Genomic DNA, 5,543 nt, shown 5'->3' with positions numbered 1-5,543 from the left:
CCGGGCTGCCCAGCGGATTGCGGGTCACCGACTGCAGGATCGCGCCGCTGAGCCCCAGCGCGGCGCCCAGGACCAGCGCCATCACCACCCGGGGCGCCCGCCACTCCCAGATCACCAGATCGTCACTGCCCACCCCGTCGCCGAACAGCGCCCGCAGCACCCGGTCGGGTGGGATCACGAAATCACCGGTGCCCAGGGCCAGCAGCGCGATGACGAAGGCCGCCGCCAGCAGCACCAGCGACACGATCACGCCGCGCACCCCGAACCGGGCGGTCAGTCCCCGGGCGCGGACGACCCGGACCGTCCGGCCGAAATCGATGGGCGGCGCGCCGCCGTCGCGGCCGGGCGCCTTTCCCGGGGTCGCCGCCGGCGTATCGGACGAGGTGGTCATGACTGCCTCAGCTCCGTGCGGCGGGCGAGCCAGATGAGCACCGGCGCCCCCAGGAACGCCGTGACCACTCCGGCCGCCAATTCGTCCGGCGGAATCGCGATCCGGCCCACCACATCCGCCACCAGAACCAGAGTCGGGGCCAGGACCAGCGAATACGCCACGATCCAGCGGTGATCGGGACCCACGATCCAGCGGGCGATATGCGGAACGGCCAGCCCGACGAAGGTGATCGGACCGACCGCCGCGGTGGCGGTGCCGCACAGCAGGATCAGGGCCAGCGCGGTGAACACCCGGGTGCGCGTCACATGTACGCCGAGGGCCCGGGCCAGATCGTCGCCGAGCGCCACGGCATTGAGCGACCGGGCCGCTATCGCGGCGAGGATCATCCCGGCGAAGACGAAGGGCGCGGCACCGGCGATGACGTCGTAGCCCCGGCCGGTGAGGGCACCCGCGTCCCACTGCCGCATCTTGTCGAAGGCGACGGAGTTCAACAGGATCAGCCCCTTGGTGACGCCGGTGAGCACGGCGGTGACCGCGACACCGGCCAGCGTGAGCCGGATCGGATCGGTACCGCCGCGGCCCACGGTGCCCAACCGGAACACCACCACCGACACTACTGCGGCACCGGCGAATCCGAACCAGACGTACTCGCCGATACTGTCCACGCCGAGGTAGGCCACGGCCACCGCGATGGCGAACGCGGCGCCCGCGTTGACCCCGAGCAGGCCGGGGTCCGCGAGTGGATTACGGGTCAGTCCCTGCATCAGGCAGCCCGCGACACCGAGGGCCGTGCCGGCGAGAAGGCCGAGCAGTGTACGCGGGAGCCGGTACTCATTGACGATCAGGTCGTCGGGAGAACCGTCCGGTTGCCAGAGCGCGTCGAGCAGATCAACGACGGGAATATTCTTCGTGCCGATCGCAATGCTGAGCGCGCAGGCCGAAATGAGACAGACTGCCGCAATAAACCAGCCCGCCCACCTGCGCAAGGAGGCTCTCGTGTGATATTCATAGGATGAACCGGCGGTCATGAGACGGTGCCACACCAATCGTGCATCTGACCTGCCCCTTCCGGTATCTATGACATAAGTCACGGTGGTAACTCACACAATTAGTTACCAACCCTTTATAGTGAGCGCAGGCTAACCTAAGCAAAGCGAGGCTAGCAACAGACTGTGCCGACAACCGCGACCGCGGGATCCGCGGCCAGGAGCCGGCCCCCATCCGGGGACTCGTGCCCCGGCCGTGAGCCGCGGGTACCGAGCAAGAGGTGATGGGATGCGAATACGGGTGCCATACAGCCCCGGTGCGGCCTATTCCCTCTCCAGCGCACGGGCGGCGCATATCTCCGGCCGGAACCGGCCGGGCTGCAAGAAGATAGACAGGGATGAGGGATACATGACGCAGCATTTCGTCACCTGATCGCCCAGGACGACGATCTGACACCGCCGGTGGATTCTCTTCCCACCGGATTTCACCTGCGATTGGGCAGATAACCACCCCGGACGGCCGAATGCGATCCGTCGCGTGCCGGTACCGGGGCGTATCCGGCTGCCTTTTTCGCCGGGAACCGGCCGAACAGCCGTGCCCGGCGACAATCCGCAAAACCATGAGGGACACACGATGAATATCAAGTCGATTGCTGCCACCGCGGCGATGACGGCGGCCGTTCTGGGCGTCGCCGGCGGCACCGCGAGCGCGGACACCTTCGTTCCGCTGCCCGGTGGCGAGAAGCTCGGACCCGGCGTGAAGCTGAGCCGCGTCAACGAGAGCGCGCTGATCTCGCCGTCGCTGTCGGCCAACGGTGCCGGCCGCACCGCCTGGCTCACCGGCCAGGTCTACGCCGACGTCACCGAGACCCCCGAGGGCACCCCCGGTCCCTGGAAGGGCCCGACCAACGCCCCGGGTACCAACAACTCCTCCACCCACGGCACCTCGCGGGTGAGCGCCGGCTACATCGTGGGTTGCCAGGTCAGCATCGGTGACGACGCCATCTCCGCCGGCGCCTCCGTCAGCGTCAACGCCAACGGTGGTGGGATCAGCGGATCGGTCGGCCTGAAGCTCGGCCCGGGTGAGGTCAAGTTCGTCCACGTCGAGGGTGTCGACATCCCGAAGCCCGGTGTCTACTGGGTCGATTACAAGGATGTCGAGATGACCATCGAAGGCTGCGCCGGATACGCGCAGGCCCGTTCCTACGCCGTCGTCGAGATCATCGGCGACCACTATTCGAAGACCACCCTGTACGGAGCTCCGTTCAGCATCGGCTGACATCCGCCGAAACCGGTCGATCACCTCCGTCGCTGAACGGAATTCTCCTCCGAGAGGGAAATAGCAATGTCTGTTATCAAGAAGAGCGCGGTGCGCGCCGCGAGCCTCGCCGCCGCGACCGCCGCCGCTGTCGGCCTGTTCTCGGCCGGTGCGGCCAACGCCGACACCTTCATCCCGCTGCCCGGGGCCGAGCTGCACCACACCCTGCCCAACGGCCTGCAGGTCACCGCCCGCATCGCCAACGAGTCGGCGCTGATCAACCCTTCGATGGGTTCGACTCCGCTGCACCGCAACACCTGGGTTTCGGGTAGCGCGCAGGTCGAGGTGCACGGCAAGCACAAGGGCACCAAGATCACCCCCGGCTACACCGTGGGCTGCCAGGTCGATATCAGCGGCGGCAGCACCAACGCCGGAGCCGGCGCGAGCGTCGCGGGCGAGAACGTCACCGGTAACGCCAGCACCGGTGGCAACCTCACCCTCGGCCCCGGCCAGGCCACCTCGTTCCTGCTGCTCGATATCGAGAAGCCGGACGTCTACGGCAACGAGGGCCACCAGTTCGCCACCAAGTTCACCGGCCAGAGCGGCTCGGTGACCTGGTCGGACTCCACGATCGGCCTGAACGGCTGCGCCGGCTACGCGCAGGCCCGGTCCTTCGTCCGGATCGAGGTCTCCACCGATCAGGGCATCTCCGAGTTCCGCATCTGGGGCCAGCCCTTCAGCCTCGGCTGATCGCGGCAACACGCGCGACTGTTGAATCATGAATGGCCCCGGCCCACGAGGCCGGGGCCATTCGCGGTTCTGTTCAACCAACGGTGAATCCGTCTTCGAGATAGAGCGCGTGGCCGGCGCTGCGGCGGACCGCCACGGCGGCGGCCACTCGCCGGGCCATCATCGGGATCAGCCGCTGGGCGGCCGCGGCCGGATCACACCACCGCCAACTGCGCAATTCCGCGTCCGGCAGGGTGATCGCGGCGAGCTGCGCCTCGGTGAGGGCACCGCCGTCGTAGATCAGCATCAGACCGTCCTCGGGTACCGGCCCGGGCGGCACCCAGTCGAGCACCAGCAGACGCCCGGCTTCGATATCGAGTCCGAGCTCCTCTCGCACCTCGCGAATCGCCGCCGCCCGGGGCGTCTCACCGGCCTCGACTATCCCGCCGGGGATCTCCCACTGCGGTTTGTAGGTCGGCTCGACCAGCAGCACCCGGTCCCGCTCGTCCACGAACAGCATTCCGGCCCCCATCCGCTTACGCGGATACGCGAAGGCCGGTTCTGCTCGTGCGGATTCCACCACCTGTCCAGGCTATCCACTGCCGGCGCGCGGCGCCGGGCGTGTTTGGGCCGCAGCCTTTTTCGCGCGGCCCGGTGGGAAAGCCGGACGGCTCAGGCGGCCGTTCCGGCCAGCAACCGCTGTAGCACGTCGGTGACCGTGATGAGGCCCGTGACCTCCCCCGCCTCGCTGACCACCGCCAGGTGGTGGCGGGTTTCCCGCATCGTGGCGAGAGCCTCGTACACGGGTGTGGCGGCGTCCAGGGTCAGCGCGGGCCGCATCAGATCGGCGGCATTCGCCGCGGGCCCGGCGTCCAGGCTGTCGCGGACGTGGACCACACCGTCGACCCGGCCGTGCTCGCCGACCAGTAGTCGCAGATGACCGGTGGTGCGGGAGGTTTCCCGGATCTCGGCCGCGGTGGCGCGCGGCCCGACACCGCTGGGCCGGGCGCCGGCGACGGCGATATCGCCGATGGTCAGCGCCTCCAGTTCCAGTGCGCTGGTCAGTTGTCCGTGGTAGCGCTCGTCCAGGGTGCCGACCGTCGCCGAATGTTCCACCAGATGCCGCAGCGCGTCCGGGTCCTGCCCGGTGGCGACCTGATCGACCGGCTGCACGCCGACCCGGCGCAGGCACCAGTTGGCGAGGTGGTTGAGCTGCACGATCAGCGGCCGGGTGAGCCACATGAACGCCCGCATCGGTACCGCCAGCAGGATCGCCGACCGCTCCGGATGCGCGATGGCCCAGGATTTCGGAGCCATTTCGCCTACCACCAGATGCAGGAACGTCACCACCAGCAGAGCGAGCAGGAACCCGGCGATATCGGCGGTCCACAGCGGCGCGCCCCAGCTTTCGAAGGCGGGCGTGAGCCAATGATGCACCGCCGGTTTGGTCACCGCGCCCAATGCCAGCGTGCACACGGTGATCCCGAGCTGCGATCCGGCCAGCAGTACCGACAGCTCGGAGGCGCTGCGCAGCGCGGCACGCGCCGAACGGCTGTGCGGGGCCGCGTCTTCGAGGCGGTGGCGGCGAGCGGCGATGAGCGCGAATTCGACCGCCACGAAGAACGCGCTGGCCGCGATGAGGAGAACGGTTGTCGCCAGTACGACCCAGGGGTTGCTCATGCTCCGTTCCTCTCCCCGGCGGCCGCGTCCGGGGCCGGACGCAGGCCGATCCGGACCGACGAGGGCACATGTTTCTCGATGGAGTCCACCCGGGCGGTCAACGTCCGGGCCGGCGATCCATGGGGGTGGGCCAGGTCCGCCGGGTCCGGATCGAGCGGCACCGTGACGGTGGCGCCGACCTCGGGCAGTCCGCCGTAGGCGGTGATGAGCAGTCCGGCGAGAGTTTCGTAATCGCCCTCGGGCAGGGTGTGGCCGAGCGTGCGCGCGATCTCGTCCAGATGCGCGTCACCCCGGACCACCCAGTCGTCACCGTCGGCCACGATCACCGCGGGCTCGGTCGCCGGATCGTGCTCGTCGGCGATCTCGCCCACGATCTCCTCGGCCATATCCTCGATCGTCACCAGTCCGGCGAACCCGCCGTACTCGTCGATCACCAGCGCCATCTCCTCGTGCGCGGCCACCAGCTGCGACAACACCTCCGGCAGCCGCAGTGACGCGG

Annotated in this window: 7 protein-coding genes; 2 read left to right on the top strand and 5 right to left on the bottom strand. The window is 68.8% G+C overall.

Translation table 11 applies throughout. From position 1 onward, the window contains the following. Nucleotides 1–391: iron chelate uptake ABC transporter family permease subunit (locus ACWDU1_RS28795; protein WP_450003250.1), on the bottom strand; the 391-nt coding region annotated here is incomplete at its 3' end. Then, on the bottom strand, nt 388–1,377 hold the full coding sequence (locus ACWDU1_RS28790; protein WP_450003248.1) for an iron chelate uptake ABC transporter family permease subunit: 990 nt from the start codon (nt 1,375–1,377) through the stop codon (nt 388–390). The genes ACWDU1_RS28795 and ACWDU1_RS28790, both read right to left, overlap by 4 nt. A 634-nt stretch (nt 1,378–2,011) precedes the next feature. Between ACWDU1_RS28790 and ACWDU1_RS28785 the strand changes: the two genes are divergently transcribed. Beyond that, nucleotides 2,012–2,656 (top strand): MspA family porin, encoded by a 645-nt coding sequence (locus ACWDU1_RS28785; RefSeq protein WP_450003246.1) that lies wholly within the window; start codon nt 2,012–2,014, stop codon nt 2,654–2,656. A gap of 66 nt (nt 2,657–2,722) precedes the next feature. Next, nucleotides 2,723–3,385 carry an MspA family porin gene (locus ACWDU1_RS28780; protein ID WP_450003244.1) on the top strand — a complete coding sequence of 221 codons (663 nt, stop codon included), beginning with the start codon at nt 2,723–2,725 and terminating at the stop codon, nt 3,383–3,385. Nucleotides 3,386–3,458: 73 nt separating this feature from the next. Here ACWDU1_RS28780 and ACWDU1_RS28775 read toward each other — a convergent pair whose 3' ends face one another. The 3 genes from ACWDU1_RS28775 to ACWDU1_RS28765 all read right to left on the bottom strand — a co-directional run. Beyond that, a complete protein-coding gene (locus ACWDU1_RS28775; RefSeq protein WP_450003242.1) occupies nt 3,459–3,947 on the bottom strand; it encodes an NUDIX domain-containing protein in 489 nt (162 codons plus the stop codon). An 89-nt stretch (nt 3,948–4,036) separates the two neighbouring features. Beyond that, complete coding sequence (locus tag ACWDU1_RS28770) at nt 4,037–5,044, bottom strand: hemolysin family protein (RefSeq protein ID WP_450003240.1); 1,008 nt, start codon at nt 5,042–5,044, stop codon at nt 4,037–4,039. Continuing rightward, the coding region (locus tag ACWDU1_RS28765) for a transporter associated domain-containing protein (protein WP_450003238.1) at nt 5,041–5,543 on the bottom strand (503 nt) is incomplete at its 5' end. The genes ACWDU1_RS28765 and ACWDU1_RS28770, both read right to left, overlap by 4 nt.

The organism is Nocardia sp. NPDC003345 (assembly GCF_053589395.1).
This window is presented reverse-complemented; position numbering and strand designations above follow the sequence as displayed.